The organism is Desulfofalx alkaliphila DSM 12257, from assembly GCF_000711975.1.
Classification (GTDB): domain Bacteria; phylum Bacillota; class Desulfotomaculia; order Desulfotomaculales; family Desulfohalotomaculaceae; genus Desulfofalx; species Desulfofalx alkaliphila.
In genome coordinates, this window is record NZ_JONT01000018.1 from 23,781 (window position 1) to 39,919 (window position 16,139).

General features: G+C 49.1%; 18 protein-coding genes. 2 read left to right on the forward strand and 16 right to left on the reverse strand.

Annotation, left to right across the window (positions count from 1 at the left end; all coding sequences use genetic code 11):
• Positions 1 to 19 precede the first annotated feature (19 nt).
• From ilvD to amrA, 9 genes are all read right to left on the reverse strand, one after another.
• Positions 20 to 1,681: a dihydroxy-acid dehydratase gene (gene ilvD, locus BR02_RS0110140; protein ID WP_031516773.1), complete on the reverse strand. Its 1,662-nt coding sequence runs from the start codon at positions 1,679 to 1,681 to the stop codon at positions 20 to 22.
• Between the two features lie 452 nt (positions 1,682 to 2,133).
• Positions 2,134 to 2,370, reverse strand: a complete 237-nt coding sequence (locus BR02_RS15660) for a hypothetical protein (RefSeq protein ID WP_031516775.1) — start codon at positions 2,368 to 2,370, stop codon at positions 2,134 to 2,136.
• A gap of 156 nt (positions 2,371 to 2,526) precedes the next feature.
• Complete coding sequence (argF, locus tag BR02_RS0110150; RefSeq protein WP_420795391.1) at positions 2,527 to 3,465, reverse strand: ornithine carbamoyltransferase; 939 nt, start codon at positions 3,463 to 3,465, stop codon at positions 2,527 to 2,529.
• Between the two features lie 37 nt (positions 3,466 to 3,502).
• Positions 3,503 to 4,690, reverse strand: a complete 1,188-nt coding sequence (locus BR02_RS0110155; RefSeq protein ID WP_031516779.1) for an acetylornithine transaminase — start codon at positions 4,688 to 4,690, stop codon at positions 3,503 to 3,505.
• 15 nt (positions 4,691 to 4,705) lie between these two features.
• Positions 4,706 to 5,596, reverse strand: coding sequence for an acetylglutamate kinase (argB, locus tag BR02_RS0110160; protein ID WP_031516781.1), 891 nt, complete (start codon positions 5,594 to 5,596; stop codon positions 4,706 to 4,708).
• A 37-nt stretch (positions 5,597 to 5,633) separates the two neighbouring features.
• The gene (gene argJ, locus BR02_RS0110165; RefSeq protein WP_031516783.1) at positions 5,634 to 6,848 is read right to left on the reverse strand and encodes a bifunctional glutamate N-acetyltransferase/amino-acid acetyltransferase ArgJ; all 1,215 of its coding nucleotides are present in this window, start codon (positions 6,846 to 6,848) and stop codon (positions 5,634 to 5,636) included.
• A 38-nt stretch (positions 6,849 to 6,886) separates the two neighbouring features.
• Positions 6,887 to 7,927, reverse strand: a complete 1,041-nt coding sequence (argC, locus tag BR02_RS0110170; RefSeq protein WP_031516785.1) for an N-acetyl-gamma-glutamyl-phosphate reductase — start codon at positions 7,925 to 7,927, stop codon at positions 6,887 to 6,889.
• Positions 7,928 to 8,059: 132 nt separating this feature from the next.
• The gene (gene amrS, locus BR02_RS0110175; RefSeq protein WP_031516787.1) at positions 8,060 to 9,055 is read right to left on the reverse strand and encodes an AmmeMemoRadiSam system radical SAM enzyme; all 996 of its coding nucleotides are present in this window, start codon (positions 9,053 to 9,055) and stop codon (positions 8,060 to 8,062) included.
• Positions 9,056 to 9,070: 15 nt separating this feature from the next.
• The gene (gene amrA / locus BR02_RS0110180) at positions 9,071 to 10,477 is read right to left on the reverse strand and encodes an AmmeMemoRadiSam system protein A (protein WP_031516789.1); all 1,407 of its coding nucleotides are present in this window, start codon (positions 10,475 to 10,477) and stop codon (positions 9,071 to 9,073) included.
• Positions 10,478 to 10,616: 139 nt separating this feature from the next.
• On the opposite strand from amrA, the gene fliK reads away from it, so the two are divergent.
• A complete protein-coding gene (gene fliK, locus BR02_RS14845) occupies positions 10,617 to 11,174 on the forward strand; it encodes a flagellar hook-length control protein FliK (protein ID WP_051688265.1) in 558 nt (185 codons plus the stop codon).
• 4 nt (positions 11,175 to 11,178) lie between these two features.
• A complete protein-coding gene (locus BR02_RS0110195; RefSeq protein ID WP_031516791.1) occupies positions 11,179 to 11,460 on the forward strand; it encodes an EscU/YscU/HrcU family type III secretion system export apparatus switch protein in 282 nt (93 codons plus the stop codon).
• 43 nt (positions 11,461 to 11,503) lie between these two features.
• On the opposite strand, the gene cwlD is transcribed toward BR02_RS0110195, so the two are convergent.
• The 7 genes from cwlD to BR02_RS15665 form a co-directional block, all read right to left on the reverse strand.
• Positions 11,504 to 12,265, reverse strand: coding sequence for an N-acetylmuramoyl-L-alanine amidase CwlD (gene cwlD / locus BR02_RS0110200; RefSeq protein ID WP_031516793.1), 762 nt, complete (start codon positions 12,263 to 12,265; stop codon positions 11,504 to 11,506).
• 116 nt (positions 12,266 to 12,381) lie between these two features.
• A complete protein-coding gene (locus BR02_RS0110205) occupies positions 12,382 to 13,116 on the reverse strand; it encodes an ABC transporter permease (protein ID WP_031516795.1) in 735 nt (244 codons plus the stop codon).
• Positions 13,113 to 14,084, reverse strand: coding sequence for an ABC transporter ATP-binding protein (locus BR02_RS0110210; RefSeq protein ID WP_031516797.1), 972 nt, complete (start codon positions 14,082 to 14,084; stop codon positions 13,113 to 13,115). Before BR02_RS0110210 ends, BR02_RS0110205 begins: the two co-directional genes overlap by 4 nt.
• Complete coding sequence (locus tag BR02_RS0110215) at positions 14,056 to 14,493, reverse strand: ArsR/SmtB family transcription factor (protein ID WP_031516799.1); 438 nt, start codon at positions 14,491 to 14,493, stop codon at positions 14,056 to 14,058. The genes BR02_RS0110210 and BR02_RS0110215 overlap by 29 nt, the downstream gene beginning before the upstream one ends.
• Positions 14,494 to 14,682: 189 nt before the next feature.
• Complete coding sequence (locus BR02_RS0110220) at positions 14,683 to 15,033, reverse strand: DUF2200 domain-containing protein (protein WP_031516801.1); 351 nt, start codon at positions 15,031 to 15,033, stop codon at positions 14,683 to 14,685.
• A 68-nt stretch (positions 15,034 to 15,101) separates the two neighbouring features.
• Positions 15,102 to 15,623: a YcxB family protein gene (locus BR02_RS0110225; protein WP_238442457.1), complete on the reverse strand. Its 522-nt coding sequence runs from the start codon at positions 15,621 to 15,623 to the stop codon at positions 15,102 to 15,104.
• Between the two features lies 1 nt (position 15,624).
• Complete coding sequence (locus tag BR02_RS15665) at positions 15,625 to 15,792, reverse strand: glycine zipper domain-containing protein (protein ID WP_169738597.1); 168 nt, start codon at positions 15,790 to 15,792, stop codon at positions 15,625 to 15,627.
• Positions 15,793 to 16,139: the final 347 nt, after the last annotated feature.

Here is a 16,139-nt window from a genome sequence, read left to right on the forward strand (position 1 = left end):
AGAAGTTCACTCCTCCAGTCTATTTTTTCAACACTGCCCCGGTGCAGGCAGAGGTTACCATGCTTGCATACCTTGCTAAGTAGCCTGTTTTCACCTTTGGTTCCGGATGTTGACAGTTTCTTAATCTTTCTTCAATCTCTGCTGGGGTTAAATTTACTTCAAGTTTACAGTTTTCAATATCAATGCTGATAAGGTCGCCGTCCCTTAGGGCTGCAATGGGCCCGCCCTCTGCAGCCTCCGGTGAAATGTGGCCGATGGATGCCCCCCGGGTGGCCCCGGAAAAGCGTCCGTCCGTAAGCAGTGCCACATCCTTATCCAGCCCTAAACCTGCCACCGTGGCGGTGGGTGACAGCATTTCTCTCATGCCCGGCCCGCCCTTGGGGCCTTCATAGCGGATGACAATTACATCACCCTTATTAATCTTTCCTTCCATCAGTGCCCGCTGGGCATCTTCTTCGGAGTTAAACACCCGGGCCGGGCCGCTGTGCCGCATCATTTCCGCAGCCACCGCCGAGCGCTTCACCACAGCACCCTCCGGTGCCAGGTTGCCCCGCAGTATGGCAATGCCCCCTGTTTTTGAATGGGGATTGTCGGCACTGCGAATTACTTGGTTATTTAAAATCTTGCTGTGAGCAATGTTTTCACTGACCCTATGGGCAGTTACCGTCAGCGCATCGCCCTCGATGAGTCCCTTGCCGGCCAATTCTGCCATTACCGCCGGGATGCCGCCGGCCCGGTGCAGATCTTCAACGTGGTGGTGGCCGGCAGGGGAAAGTTTGCAAAGGTTGGGGGTCTTAGCACTGATTTCATTTATTTTATCCAGATTTAATTCCAGCCCTGCCTCACGGGCAATGGCCGGCAAATGCAGCACTGTGTTGGTGGAGCACCCCAGGGCCATTTCCACCGCCAGAGCGTTTTCTATGGCCTTCTCGGTGATGATGTCCGAGGGCTTAATATCCTTTTCCACCAATTCAAGTATTTTTATGCCGGCGCCCTTGGCAAGTCTAATGCGGGCTGCACTGACCGCCGGCACAGTGCCGTTGCCCGGCAGTGCCATGCCCAGGGCCTCTGACAGGCAGTTCATTGAGTTTGCGGTGAACATGCCGGAGCAAGAGCCGCAGCCCGGGCAGGCCTCTTCTTCCAATTCCGCCAGCTGCTGTTCGGTGAGCCTGCCTGCCTTCACCTGGCCCACCGCTTCAAATACACTGCTCAGTGAAACTGCCCCGTCCCTATATTTACCGGCCAGCATGGGGCCGCCGCTGATAAGAATGGCCGGAATGTTTAAGCGGGCCGCTGCCATCAGCATACCCGGCACCACCTTGTCGCAGTTGGGTATTAGCACCAGCCCGTCAAAGGGATGGGCCTGGGCCATCACCTCTATGGTGTCGGCAATTAGTTCTCTGCTGGCCAGAGAATATCTCATGCCGCTGTGACCCATGGCAATGCCGTCGCATATGCCAATGGTGCTAAATTCAAAGGGCGTGCCCCCAGCCATTCTAATACCGTCCTTTACCGCATTGGCAATGGTATCTAAGTGCAGGTGCCCCGGCACTATATCGTTTTGTGAATTAACCACGCCAATAAGGGGGCGGTTTAGCTCCTCATCCACCAAACCCAAAGCCTTAAACAAACTGCGGTGCGGTGCCTTTTCTAAGCCCTTTTTCATTACATCACTGCGCATTTTTCTTTCCTCCCTATACTGCCTGATGTGTCGAATTTTAGTTCAAAATAATTTCATTGAATATTTAGAAACCCTTGGGTTGAACCCGGTAACTTCTTGCATTTTGCCCTGAAAAATTAAAAACCTCTCGTCTCTGACAGTTCAAATGCAAACTGCCAGGGACGAGAGGTATAATCCTTGCGCGTTACCACCCTGCTTGCACCACAAAAAGGTGCCACTCTAAGTGCCTGTTAACAGACAGGTTTTGTTAACGGGTTCCGCAACCCGGCCCAGACCTACTTGGCTAAACAGATCCACCTCGATCCGGCCTTTCAGCGGGCAGTTCTGGGGTGAGTAACATCTATCTTTTTAGCACCGGTTCGCAGCTACCCCGGTTCTCTGGAGCTAATAGTATAGAGGTGTGTCCCCTTCATCACCTTTACAGATAATAAAATATACGTAACAGTATACTGTCAGATGTCAGGGGTGTCAAGAAGTTTTTTTACCGAAAAATTAAAAACCTCTCGACCGGCAGTCTTTTCAACTGCCAGGGACGAGAGGTATAATCCTTGCGCGTTACCACCCTGCTTGCACAAAAGTGCCGCTCTTTCGCTGTCTTCTACTAACAGGCCAGTTTTGTTAACGGGTTCTACAACCCGGCCCCACCTACTGAGATGCATCCTTTTGGCGGGCAGTTCCAGGGTGATCAATGTCGAGCTTTGGCACCGGTTCGCAGCTACCCCGGCTCTCTGGAGCCTCCACCTACCGACAACTATCCCTTTCATCACTTTTATTTTTTAAAATTTGTATATTAGTATACTTACATTATGCTGAGAATGTCAAGGGCTTTTTGCTAAAAGCACCTTTTACAACAGCAATGCCAATATCGCCTTTTGGACATGCAGGCGGTTTTCTGCCTCATCCCATACCACCGAACGGGGCCCGTCAATGACCTCGGCTGTCACTTCTTCTCCCCGGTGGGCGGGCAAACAGTGTAAGAATATGTGGTCAGCCTTGGCATGGGCAACCAGCTGGCTGTTCACTTGATAGGGCGCAAATACCTTGGCCCGCTGCTCAAATTCCTCTTCCTGCCCCATGCTGGCCCACACATCGGTAACCACCGCATCGGCATCGGCCACCGCCGCCACCGGATCGTTGAGCACCTCTACCCTGCCGCCGCTTTGGGCGCAGGCCTCTTTAGCCAGGTTAACAAATTTTTCGTCGGGCATATAGCCCTGGGGGGAGGCCACCGCCACATGCATACCAACCTTGCTGCAGCCAAGCAGCAGTGAATGGGCAATGTTGTTGCCGTCACCCACATAGGCCAGTTTTAAACCGGCCAGCCGGCCCTTATGTTCGCGGATGGTAAGCAGGTCTGCCAGTATCTGGCAGGGGTGGGTTTGGTCGGTGAGCCCGTTAATTACCGGAATATCCGCATGTTCTGCCAGTTCTTCCACATCGCTTTGGTCATAGGTACGAATCATAATGCCATCGGCAAAGCGAGACAGCACCTTGGCAGTGTCTGATATGGTTTCGCCCCTGCCCAATTGCAGATCGCTGCCTGACAAAAACATGGCGTGGCCGCCCAGTTGATACATACCCACCTCAAAGGACACCCTGGTGCGGGTGGAGGATTTTTGGAATACCATTGCCAGGGTTTTGCCCTGTAAATAGGGCGTGGGTATGTTATTTTTCTTCATTTCTTTTAGTTCAGCGGCTGCGTCCAATATCAGGTTTATTTCTTCACCGCTGTAATCGGCCAGCGTCAACAGGTCTCTGTTTTTAAATTTACTTTGCAGTATCAGCACTTGGCAGATACCCCCTTTTTAAAATAAGTTTCATTTAGCCTTCCAGGGCCTTATCCAGTATGTCTACGGCAGTGTCTATCTCCCTTTGGGTAACCGTTAGGGGCGGTAAAAACCGCAGCACCGTATTGTTAACGCAGTTTATCAGCAGGCCCTTTTCCCGGCAGCGGTTAACCACCTCTGCCCCGGGGCCGGAAAGCTCTGCCCCCAGCATTAAACCGGCACCCCGTATTTCTTTTATTTTGCTGTGCCTTTCTGCCAGTTGACCCAGCTTATTTTTTAGGTACTCTCCCATTTGGGCCGCGTTTTCTATTACCCCCTCATGGAGCATCACCTGCATTGTGGCCAGTGCCGCCGCAGCGGCCAGGGGATTGCCGCCAAAGGTGGAGGCGTGGTCGCCGGGCTGAAAACTATGGGCCACCTCATCCTTGGCCAGCATCGCCCCGATGGGAAAACCGTTGCCCAGGGCCTTGGCCAGTGTAAAGATATCCGGCTCCACCCCATACAACTGATAAGCCAAGAACTTGCCGGTGCGGCCCAGGCCGCACTGCACCTCGTCAAAGATCAGTAAGAGGTTTTTATCTTTGCATATTTGGGCCACCCCTTTTAAATACTCCCGGCCGGCCGGGTTTACCCCGCCTTCCCCTTGGATGGGCTCCAGCATCACCGCACAGGTGTTGGGGCCCACGGCTTTCTCCAGTGCCTCCAAATCGTTAAAGGGTACGTATTTAAAACCGGGGGGCAGGGGCTCAAAACCCTGCTGGTATTTGGGCTGGCCGGTGGCAGTGATGGCTGCCAGGGTACGGCCGTGAAATGATTGTTTGGCTGTAATAATCTCAAATTTATCCTGGCCCAGCTTCATTTTGGCATGTTTGCGGGCAAGTTTTATGGCCGCTTCGTTGGCCTCGGCACCGCTGTTGCAAAAGAACACCTTGTCGGCACAACTGTTTTCCACCAGCAGTTTAGCCAGCTCAACCTGGGGTTCAATGTGGTAGAGGTTTGACACGTGCATCAGCGTATTGGCCTGGCGCCAGATGGCCTTGACCACCCTGGGGTGGCTGTGGCCCAGGGAGTTAACCGCCAGCCCGGCAACAAAGTCCAGGTATTCTTTACCCTCCGCATCCCACACCTTTACGCCCTTCCCTTCCACCAGTGCCATGGGCAGGCGGCCATAGGTATTCATCACATATTTGCTGCCGGTTTCAATAATTTCTTTTGTCTTCACAGCTTCAACCTCCCCTTATCCCGGCACCACCATGGTGCCGATACCCTTGTCGGTAAACACCTCTAACAGCAGCGAATGGGGTACTCGCCCGTCTAAGATGTGGGTGGATTTTACCCCGTTATTGATGGCTGAAACACAGCACTCCACCTTGGGAATCATGCCCCCGGCAATGATGCCCCCTTCAATCAGATCGTCAATCTCTGACGTTTTAATAACCGAGATCAGCGATTGGGGGTCCTCCTTGTGGCGCAGTATTCCTTCCACGTCAGTTAAAATCATCATCTTGTTGGCCTTTAATTCTTCGGCCAGCTTGCCGGCCACCGTATCGGCATTGATGTTATAACTTTCTCCCCCTTCACCCACACCAACCGGCGAAATTACCGGTATGTAACCCTCCCTAATCAGGGTATGGATGATGGCGGGATTTATTTTGCTCACCTGGCCCACGTATCCGATATCGCGGCTTTCTATATTTCCGTCCGGGTGGCGCACTATACCCATTTTCTTTGTGGCTTGGATTAAGCCGGCATCTTTACCGGATAAACCCACCGCCTTGCCCCCCAGGCTGTTGGCCAGGGCCACAATTTCTTTGTTTAATTTGCCCACCAGCACCATTTCCACAATTTCCATGGTCTCTTCATCGGTTACCCTAAGGCCGCCCACAAAGGTGCTTTCTTTGCCCACCTTTTTGAGCATTGATGTTATTTCCGGCCCGCCCCCGTGAACTATAACCGGGTTGATGCCCACAAATTTCATCAGTACCAGGTCGGCAATTACCGCCTTTTTCAGTTGGCAGTTCACCATGGCGTGGCCGCCGTATTTTACCACCACTGTGGAGCCGTAAAACTTTTTAATGTAGGGTAGCGCCTCAACCAGTATACCGGCCTTTTCTAAAGCATTAAGCATAGTACACTCTCCTGTATTAAAATTCATAATTTCCCAACTAAGTTCTGTAGCTGCCGTTAATACGCACGTATTCGTATGTTAAGTCGCAGCCCCAGGCAGTGGCCCCGTATTGGCCTGCCTTTAAATCTATGGTCACTGTAACCTTGTCTTTACTTAATATTTCGGTGGCCCGCTCTTCGCTAAACTCTATGCCGCCTCCGTCCCTGGCCACCTGTTCATCGCCGATAAAAAGATCCACCTTTTCGGGGTTAAACTGAGCCCCGGAGTAGCCCAGGGCGCACATTATGCGGCCCCAGTTGGGATCCCTGCCAAACACCGCCGCCTTAAAGAGGTTTGACCCTGTCACCGCCCGGGCCGCAAGCCTGGCATCTTGCAGGCTTTTGGCCCCCTTCACCACCACCTCCAGCAGGGTGGTGGCACCTTCACCGTCCTTGGCAATGGCCTGGGCCAGATGGCTGCACACTTCCTTTAACCCGGCCACAAAAGCACTGTATTCACCGCTCTTTGGCTCTATGGGCCGGTGGTTTGCGGCCCCGCTGGCCAGCACCACCACCATGTCGTTGGTGCTGGTGTCCCCGTCCACGGTAATCATGTTAAAGGTGTCATCCACCGCCTCTTTTAGGGCAGCCCGCAGGGCTTGGGGCCCTATTAGGGCATCGGTGGTAATAAAGGCCAACATGGTGGCCATGTTGGGGTTAATCATCCCCGAGCCCTTGGCCATGCCCCCAATGGTTACCGTGCGGCCGGCGATTTCCAACTGTACCGCCTTTTCCTTGGGCACTGTATCGGTGGTCATAATAGCCAGCGCCCCTTGGTGACCGCCCTGGGGGCTGAGCTCCCCTGCGGCTTTTTCAATGCCCGTAATTACTTTGTCCATGGGCATCGGTTGACCGATGACACCGGTGGACGATACCAGCATATGGCCTTCATCCACCCCAAGGGCCTTGGCAGCTGCCTTCACCATGGCCTTGGCATCAGCCATCCCCTGGGGGCCATTGCAGGCGTTGGCATTGCCGGAGTTAACTACCAGCCCGTGGGCGTAACCCCCCTTAAGGTGCTCCATGGTTAACAAAAGGGGAGCTGCCTTTACAAGGTTAGTGGTAAATACCCCGGCGGCACTGCATAATTTTTCATTGTATATCATTGCCAGGTCAAGTTTATCTTTTTTTATACCGGCATGGACGCCGCCGGCCTTAAAGCCGGGCACCGCAGTAACCCCTCCGGTTAAGTGTCTTATGTTAACAGCGCTCAATTTATAAACCCCTCCTTGCTGAACTGGTCACTTTACTCTTATGGGAAAAGCCCCACCGCATCCAGGCCGGCCCTTTCATCCAAGCCGAACATGATATTCATGTTTTGTACCGCTTGGCCGGACGCTCCTTTTACCAGGTTGTCGATGGCAGATAAAACTATCACCCTCTTGGTCCGTGCATCGGCTGTCACCCACAGGTCGCAGTAGTTACTGCCTGCCAAGGCCTTGGTTTGGGGCAGCACCCCGGCGGGCAGCACCCGCACAAAGTATTCGCCGGCATAATATTCTTGGTACAGCCTGCGAATTTCCTCGGCATCAAGACTCTCATTTAAACCTGCATATATGGTGCTCAACATGCCCCTGGTCATGGGGGTGAGATGGGGAGTGAAACTGACGGTTAGGGGCTGGCCGGCCAGCTTTGACAGTTCCTGCTCTATCTCCGGCGTGTGCCGGTGGGCGGCCACGGCGTAAGCCTGAAAGTTTTCGTTTGTTTCAGAGAAATGGGTTTTCAGGGACAGACCCCGCCCTGCACCGGAAACCCCCGACTTGCTGTCAATGATGATGGTGCTGTGGTCAATGAGTTTATTTTTCACCAGGGGAGCCAGCCCCAAGACGGCAGTGGTGGGGTAGCAGCCCGGATTTGCCACCAGTGTACAAGCGGCAATTTGTTGCCGGTTAATTTCCGGCAGGCCGTATACTGCCTCTGCCAAAAGTTCCGGGACGGTGTGCTCCACCTGATACCATCTTTTGTAGTGGGCACCGTCATTTAACCTAAAGTCGGCACCTAAATCCACCAGTTTTTTGCCCTGGCGCACCACCTCAGCGGCAATATCCATTGAGTGGCCGTGGGGCAGGGCCGTAAAGATGACATCTGCCCGGTCCACCACCCGGCTGATATCCAGTTCTTCACATTCCATTTCGGTGTATTGGTATAGGTGCGGATACACCTGCCAGTAGGGCTTGCCGTGGTAGCTGCGCGAGGTTAAGGCCACCAGCTGCACCTCCCCGTGGCGGGACAGTATTCTTACCAGTTCGGCACCGGTGTAGCCGGTGGCTCCTATTACTGCAACCTTTATCATTGTTAACCCTCCAAACACAAATAAGATATACAAACCCAGTAGTGCTTATAAAAAACAAAAGGGCGCCTTTGCCCTTTCATTGAGTACGATACTTATAATTATACACGCATGTGTATAAAAAACAATAGCTTTTTATCTCACCAGATAAATTTTTTCACCGCAGTGCTTACACTTGTTTTCCGGGGTAAGGCCAACAATTTTGCCGTTGTACCAAGAACGGTTTACCATCACCTTGCCGCAGCGGGGGCAGTAGGTATTTACGCCCTCCGGGTCTCCCAGGTTGCCAATGTAAACGTAGTCCAGTTTAGTGCGGGCTATATCCTTGGCCCTTTTTAAGGTCTCCGGCGGAGTGGCCTCTGTGTCAAACTCGAAGTTAGGAAAATACCGGGAAAAATGCAGGGGTATTTTGGGGTTCAGGCCGGCTAGCCAATCGGTAAGCCGCCCTATTTCTTCCTCTGAATCATTAAGCCCCGGTATAATTAAGGTGGTAACTTCCAGGTGGCATTTGTCATGTACCATTTCCACCGTGCGCTTAACAGGCTCCAGGTGGCCCACACAGTTTTGTTTATAAAAATCATCGGTGAAGGCCTTGACATCAATATTCATGGCATCAATATAGGGCAGCAAGGCCCTTAGGGGTTCTTCATTAATATAGCCGTTGGTTACCAAGACGTTTTTTAAGCCTTTTTCCCTGGCCAGCCTGGCGGTGTGAAAAACAAACTCATACCACATAAAGGGTTCCGAGTAGGTATAGGCAATGCCCACGTTGGGGTAGGGGTCTTGGTTAGCGGCCACCTCCGCCACATGCTGCGGTGTTACCTCTATTGTTTTGGGGTCATCATGGGTGATGCTCCAATTCTGGCAAAAACCGCAGCGCAGGTTGCAGCCGGTGGTTCCTAAAGACAGAATATACTGCCCCGGATAATAGTGGTACAAGGGCTTTTTTTCAATGGGATCCATGGCATGGGCCGATAAATGGCCAAAGTTAGTGGTGAACAGCTGACCGTCTATGTTCTTTCGCACCCTACAAAAGCCTGTCTTGCCGGGCCTGATGTTACAGTATTTGGGGCAAAGTTGGCACAAGACCATACCGTCATCTTTAGCTTTCCAAAATAAAGCCGGTTGCATTTTATCTCTCCTCAACTATTTGTATCTAATTACCTCAAAGCGTTCCAGGTTAACCTTTTCTCCCGGTCCAATGCCGGCCTTTTCCTTGGCTATTTCCACCTGTTGGCGGGCATGGTCTATTCCTTCTAAGTTAGGCAGCAGCAGTCCCCTGCGGTGGCCGGCGCTTACTATCACCCCATATTTATGGGGGTCCAGCTCTGTCAGGTCGGATATCGGTTCCGGCTCAGCCAGCACGTCCACCGAGTAGGTCAATTCATCCAACTCCTCCGGCCGCACAGGCTGAAAACGGGGGTCGGCCGTGCCGGCGCTGATGGCATTTTGCATTACCTCTTCCACTATGCTTTCATAACGAGGCAGCACTGTACCGATACAGCCCCTCAGGTGCCCGTTCTTTTTGACGGTGACAAAGGTGGCCGCCGGCTTTTTAAATTCCTCGGGAACTTCTTTTAAATCAATTTTTGGTTTGTCTTTGCCCAGCACATGGCTTTCCAGCGTATGGCGGGCCAGTTGAACCAGGTAGCTTTCCCTTTCCCGCATTTTCTTTATCCTCTGTTGACGCTCCTTTGCCAAATTGGCCAGTATTGATTTGCTGTCATCCTGCCGGCCCGGTATTAATGAGGCCACCATGTAGCCCACCCCAAAGGGGGCTTGGTAGGATAGCACCTCCGCCTCCACCCCTTTGCCGTCCAGGGCACCCATCATCATAATGATGGGCCGCATACCGCACTCCCCTGCCCTATCCACCGCATCTAAGTCATAATTTATCAAGCCCTGGGCATCGGCTGCACCCACAAGGCGTACGATGTCACTGTCAAATTCCTTAGCCTGGGGATGAAAGCCCGCCGGTGCGTCGGGCGCCAGCCGGTGGGATAGGTCGCCGCTGGCCAGCAAGGCCACCGGCCGGTTTTGGGCCCGGGCAGCCCTGTCCACCGCAAGGCCAAAGTGATATAATTGCTCAAAGCTAAGTAATGACATGGAAACAACCACCAAGGGCAGTTCTACACCGGCCTGCCTTATAAAGTACAAGGGCACGGTAACCCCATGATCAAGGGTAACATCCACATTGTAATCCTTGGCCAAGTCCTCATCTAAGACCGCCGCCGCCAGATTCAGTTCTTGGCAGCGGTCAATAATTTCATCGACCATGTCAAGGTCGCCGGCATAGTCAAAGGTTACCCCGGGGGCACCAAAGCGCTGTAAGCTCCCTTTAAGTCTGGGAGAATTGTTTATCACAATGGCGTCAGCAAATACCGGGCTGTGGGGGGAGATAATCACCAACACCTCGGCGCCGCTGGCTTTTATACGCCATCCTAACTCCAACAGGGCCTGCTGGGTGTCCTGCACTTTTTTTGCTTCCCTGTTACCCACCTCGGGCACCGCAATGGGCGGGTGGGGTACCACGCCGCAAAAAACAACTGACAAGTAATTCAACCTCCTTAAAGTAGCTATTATTACAATTTTTCTCTATTATACCCTAAAGTCCTTCACATGTTGGCATCGATAATAATAGTAGGGGGTGTAGGCGATTAATATCAAAGGTATTGTTCCGCTTCTTTTACAAGTGGCTCAGCAGGCCAAGGCCCAGCCCAAGCAAGTTGCCAAAAATAGCGTACAAAATCAGCAGGCGGCGGCGGAAACCGGCCGGCACTTGCCCGCTGCCCTTGCAAAGGGCGAGGCAGCTAAGAAGTCCGAAACTTCCCATGGCGGCCGCCAGCTTTCCACACCAGAGATTTTTTATTTGCCCCTGCCCATAAAAGTAGATGCCTTTAAATCTGCCCTCCTATACTTGCGGCAGTACTCCGGCAGCACAGCTGCTGAGGAAGATGCAAACAAATGTATATTTATTAAGTTAGAAACCTTTAATATGGGGATCTTGTGGATAGGCATTGAACACCGCGGCGGCCAGGGCTTGGTGGTGCGATTTGTGGCGGAGGACCAAGGGACCCGCCGGTTAATTGAGGAGATAGTGCCCGATGTTAAAGGGGAGTTAATAGCTTCGGGGTACAGCAACACCATTGTAAATTGCCAGGTGCAGCCGGGTGTGCAGGGCTGTCAAGATATCGATTCCGCTGCCCCCGGTGCTGCAGTTGTGCACTCTTTGGTGGATTGGGAGGTATAGGGCCTTGAGTAAACAAAAACGCTCCCGCAAAACAGCGGCAGCCATCCGCTACCGGCATGGTGAAGACCGCACCCCTAAGGTCGTTGCCGCAGGGCACGGCCGGGTGGCTGAGAAAATAGAGGAAATAGCCCGGCAGGAGGGCATTCCCATCCATCAGGACAAGGTGCTGGCCCAGGCCTTAACCGACCTGGGAGTAGGAGCCGAAATACCGCCGGACTTATACGAGGCGGTGGCAAAAATACTAATCCAGGTGGCCCGCCTTGATAGACAGCTGTCTAAATTATGAGGCGCCCGGGAAGGCACAATGGGCGCCGGCTACACTATAATAATTAATCTTCCGCCGAATCCGTTTGTTCGGTTTCTGCCCGGTCAACATAGTATTTGACAATTCCTGCGTAGATGCTCCATGCCATCATAGATTGGTACTGCGGGTCTTGCAGCAGCTTTTCTTCCTTGGGGTTGGTAATGAAACCCGTCTCTACAATTACGGTGGGCATGTTGGCATTTCTGGTAATATAATAATCTACCCCTTTGGCCTTGCGGGTGGTGTTATTTAACAACCTTGCAATTTCATGCTGTATTGCCTCTGCCAGCCTTTTACCCTCCTCTGAGCCCGGTTGGTAAAAGACCTGGGCACCGTGCTCTTTAGGCCGGGTAAAGGCATTGCAGTGAATACTTATTAAGAGATCTGCCTCCCTTTCATTGGCCAGTTTAACCCTCTTTGACAGATCTTCCCGGTGCTTTGACGGCCAGCCGCTGGTACCGGGGCTTGACAGATGTTCGTCGCTTTCTCTGGTCAAAATAACCGCCGCCCCTGCCTGGCTAAGTATTGCAGACAGCTGCTTTGAAATTTCCAGATTTATTTTCTTTTCCTCCACCCCGTTAGGACTCACCTTTCCCGGGTCCATGCCCCCGTGACCGGGATCAATCACTATTACCTTGTTAGCCACCGACCAGGACATGGCTGAAATGGACTGCCGTTCCATGGTGGCCTGGGCAGAGCCATATACCTTCACTGTAACAGCCACCATCAGCAGCAGTACCAATATGTACCTTTTGCGAAAACGAAGTGTTTTAATGAATATCGGCATCTTCTCACCCCTGTACAGTCTCTCAAACAATGGTATGCAATAAGCGCCGGTAAAATTCATCTTTAAATTAAAAAAGAAGGCCGGCAGCACCGACCCCCTTGGCAATAAATGAATAATTAAAGAATCCACTTTTTCTTGATGTTGCTCTGGCACAGATAAAATAATATAAGGGCAAAACCTAACATGACAGAGGTATTGAGCATGGCATTAAAGATAGAGTTGCCCGTAATGGAACCGTGAAGTATATCCGTGCCGTAAGTTAGCGGCAAGCAAAATGATATTGGTTTTAATATGGCGGGCAGCTTTTCAATGGGCACAAATAAACCGCATAAGAACAGCATAGGAAATCTAAAAAAGTTTGAAAAGGTTTGGGCTTCAAATACCTCCTTTGCAGATACAGCAATTAACAAACCCAGCAAAGCAGAAGTAATTGCTATCAAAATAACCGCAATAACCGTGATGCCCCAGTTAATACCGCTTAAATTTATAAAGAATGCTGCCAAGATAACCGGTATAAAGGCATTGGCAATTCCAAACAAAACCGCCCCCAGTATTTTAGCAAAGACCAGTGTACTAATACTTATTGGGGCCAGCAATAGTCTGTCAAATGAACGGCCCTTCCTTTCAAAGGTAATTGTAACGGCCAGCATTGAAGTGGTCCCAAACAATACGCTCATGGCCATTAGGCCCGGCAGCAACTCCACAATTCCCACTTCCCCCGAAGAGCGGATTAATAGCATTAATATCCAAGAAACGGGAAAAATAATCCCCCAACTAATGTTAGGCGGCTTTAAATAGTAATTCTCCATATCTTTTTTTAATATGTTTCCAAAAGCAATTAAAGTCTTCATTTTAATTTCCCTGCCTTATCCTTTCCCTTTTGCAGCCTTGAGGCTTCAAGGCCTGTTATTTTAACAAAGACATCCTCCAAGGAAGGTTTGATTTCCTTTGCCTCGTAAACAGAAACCCCCTTACTGTCAAGCAGTTGAAGAATAGGCGATAAGGCTATGCGTTCCTTAGAAATAATCAGACAGGAATTCTTGTCCGGAATCTCTATCCTGCTGTTCCGGAATTTACCTTCCAATTCTCCCTTCAGTGCCCTAATACTGTCATTAAGCACCAACTTAATTTTATATTCATGGTCTGCATTTTCCATCAATTCAGTCAGGGTACCGATCTTTACAATTTTGCCGTTGACAATAAAGGCAATTCTATCGCAGATGCGTTCAGCATCTTCAATGTAGTGGGTGGTAATAAAGATAGTTTTACCTTGGTTTTTCAAGTGCAGTATCAGTTCTCTTATTTGCCTGGCACTTTCCACATCTATGCCTGTGGTTGGTTCGTCTAAAAACAGTATTTTGGGATTATGTATAATTCCGGCAGCTATGGTAAGTTTGCGCCTCATTCCCTTTGAATAGGTTTTGAAAGGGCGCTTTCCTGCCTCAGTCAAATTAAATTGTTCCAATAAGTCCACTGCCCTTTTTTCCCGCTCTGCCTTGGGTATTCCATACAGTGAAGCACAAAAGCAGAGATTATCGAAACCGTTCATTTCCCCATACAGGTTGTTTTCATCAGGAACAACGCCAATAATTCTCTGCACCTTTTTAATATCCTTTATGGCGTCAATTCCGTCAATTACAATGTGTCCGCCGGTGGGCCTGGACAGGCCTATCATCATGTTAATGGTTGAAGTTTTGCCCGCCCCGTTCGGCCCTAAAAAGCCAAAGACTTCACCTTGATTAATACTAAAGGAAATATCCTTAACTGCCGGCAAATCCCCGTATACCTTTTTAAGATTTGTGACACTTACAATTTCCATGATTCTTTACCCGCCCTTCCTCACTATCCTTATCATGACAAAAGGGCTGACCGCCGTTGGAACAGTTATGACTGCCCTTTTGAAGGTGACATCTTTTCCGTTCGGCTGATTCACAGCCCACCTTGTCAGGGCGGCAAAGCTCCCGCTCTAAGGCAGCAAGTTCTTTGATTTGCGAGGCAAGTTGGTGCAGCACGTCCCTGTTCACATCATAGTGCACATAATAACCTTTTTTCACCCCCACAAGCAGACCCGCTTCCCTTAAAACCTTTATATGCTGTGATATGGCCGATTCCGACAAGCCCAGTTTTCTTGACAGGGCCCTTACGCAGTAATTGTGCTGTAAAAGCAGGGTAAGAATTTTAAATCTTGTTTCATCCCCAATTGCCTTTAATACCGTTGCTGTATCCATAATATACCTCCTGTCTTTTTAATTAAGTAGTCTCTTAATTAAATTATATGCATATTTTTGGTTAAGTCAATACTTAATCAGTTATGTGCAATAAAAATACCGCCAAAGGTTAACACCCATGACGGATTAGTAAACTCGCAAACAAACTTTGTAAGTTTGAACAAACTCGATTTCCTTCATTTTTAATTATTATTTTCGCAAAATCTTTTCCATAGCTTTTCCCTTTGCCAACTCATCTATTAATTTGTCCAAATAACGAATGTTCTGCATCGTTGGCTCTTCAATATCCTCTACCCGAACACCACAGACTACACCTTTAATCAAAGCCCGTGAAGGATTTAAATGAGGGGCTTCCCTAAAGAAAGTCTCAAAGTCTACCTGTTTCTCTAACTGTGTTTCTAACTCATCCTGGCTATATCCTGTCAACCAACAGATAATTTCATCAACTTCTGATTTAGTACGCCCTTTTTTCTCTGCTTTCGAAATATATAGTGGATAAACTTTTGAAAAACTCATTTTATAAATCTTGTGTGTGGTCATAATACACCTCTGTTTTTATTTCATTGATCTTAAGTACTGCTAAGGACATAAATCAAAAGACTTCACGGCTATATTTTTTTATATCTACCTTTAAATTTCTCAAGGATAAACTCCCTAAAAGCATTAAGATTATCCACATCTCTTTTTCTTACCAATGATGCTTGGGTGGCTGTTAAATAAAAAATAAAGTAATCTTTACTTTCCATTAATGCAAAAAATTGACTATATTTTATCTCACCCTTTGACTTAAGTTCCTTATTCTCCATAACAATTCTGTCTTCATAAAATTTTAAAGTATTAATACTGTCAAAGGTCCCCGTTTTATCTGTTTTTATTCGTTGTGCATTTTTCCTTTCAACTTTGAATATGACAAGGGCAATTGCCAGTGCAAACAATAAAATCCAACTTATAATTAGTCTTGTGAAACTAAAGCCACCACTATCTAAAGATATTATTATTCCTCCAAGCAAAGAAACTAATAACAAGAGGGGAATTATAACTTTATTCCTTCTAAATGTTGCAATGTATAAAAACTTCCTATAGTCTTCCTTTGACATACTTGTATTTATGATGAATATAGGTTGTTCCATATCATTCCCTCCTATTTTTGCAGTCCATTGCTAATCCAATAACAATACCCAGGATTAATCCCAGTGGTATATTATCAAATGCTACTCCAAAAACAATTCCTAATCCGGAGCCTATAGCAAGATAAGAGGCTTTATTTTCCTTTTCGCTGCCATCATTTTTTTCACCCATATTGATTTCCTCCAAATTTAATAGTTCTTATTTCTATATCTACAACTGCCACATGAAAAATAAATTATGCACCAATAAGCAATATCCTGCTGTCACTTGCCTCTTTATCCTCTTCCTAACCTGAAGAGTTTTTTCAAATTAACCCGGTTAGACAATGTTTCCTATACCCCGACATTTTGCTATAATTTTTGCAAAATGCTTCGGGGTGATTTTTGTGGTCGTTTATCATGACTTTAAAATCGATTTAGAAGAATATGCCCGTTTGGGAAAGGAAAACAATTTTCCTTCTTTTGATAGATGTCCCTGTTGTAAGGGCATGGTTCGCCTTTATCGTCATGGCTACTACT